Below are 1,205 nucleotides of genomic sequence, written 5' to 3' on the forward strand. Positions count from 1 at the left end.
CGCTTCGTCTCCGCAACCTCCACGAAAGTGGCGCCAGGCATGAAGATACGGACCGAACTGCTGAGCCGGCTGGCGAAAGGCGAGAACCTGCCGCAGTTCACCTCCTGCTGTCCGGCCTGGATCAACTACTGCGAGAAGATGGCGCCCGACCTACTGCCGCTTCTTTCGTCCTGCAAGTCGCCGCAACAGATGTTCGGCTCCGTGATGAAGCAGTACTTCGCCAAGCAGCTCGGGGTGAAGGCCGACCGGCTGTACTTCGTGTCCATCATGCCCTGCAACGCCAAGAAGTATGAGAGCCGCCGGCCCGAGTTCTGCCATGACGGCGTGCCGGACGTGGATGCGGTCCTCACCACCAACGAAGTCATCCGTATGTTCCGCGAGAAGGGCATTGACCCGCTGGCCTTGAAACCGCAGGAGCTGGACCTCCCGTTCGGCAATGTCAGCGGCGCCGGCATCATCTTCGGCGCCAGCGGCGGCGTCGCCGAGGCGGCCCTGCGCCTGGCGGCGGAGCGCATCACCGGCAAGCGCCTGGACAGTGTGGAATATACCCAGGTGCGCGGCCTGAAGGGGATCAAAGAGGCCACGATCGAGCTGGACGGCATCACCGTCCGGCTGGCGGTGGTCAGCGGCCTGCAGAATGCCCAACAGCTCATTGACCGCATTCGCGCCGGTGACGCCCCCTATCACTTCATCGAGGTCATGGCCTGTCCGGGCGGATGCATCAACGGCTCCGGCAACCCGGCGCCCCAGCTCTCCACCGACCGCGAGGAGCGGCTGGAAGTGCTGTACCGCATGGATGCCGCCGCACAGATCAAGAAGAGCCAGGACAACCCGGCCGTGCAGGCCATTTACAGCGAATGGCTGGGCGAACCGATGGGAGAGGTGTCGCATCACGCCCTGCACACCACCTACGGCCGGCGCTCCATGCGCGTGGACCAGCCCATCGAGGAACTGATCCAGACCCAACCGGTGGTGGACCTGGGCGTCTGCGTCAGCACCAACTGCTACCTGAAAGGCTCCTGGCGCGTGATGGAGGAGCTGGCGGAAGAACTGCGCCAGCGCGGGTTGACCGATCGCTTCCGCGTGCGGGCGCGCTTCTGCGCCAACAACTGCGCCAACGGGCCTTCGGTGACCATCGGCCGGCATAAGGTCATGCATGTCGACCCGGATAATGTCAAGACCTTCGTGGAGGAGTACATCTTGCC

General features: G+C 64.3%; 1 protein-coding gene (running past one end of the window). It reads left to right on the forward strand.

Annotation, left to right across the window (positions count from 1 at the left end; genetic code table 11):
* The coding region annotated (locus tag H5T60_14195) for an iron hydrogenase small subunit (protein MBC7243584.1) crosses the window boundary (this coding region is incomplete at both ends): on the forward strand, positions 1 to 1,205 show 1,205 of its 2,288 nt. 1,083 nt of the annotated region lie to the left of the window's left edge.

The sequence above is a fragment of the Anaerolineae bacterium genome (assembly GCA_014360855.1).
Classification (GTDB): domain Bacteria; phylum Chloroflexota; class Anaerolineae; order JACIWP01; family JACIWP01; genus JACIWP01.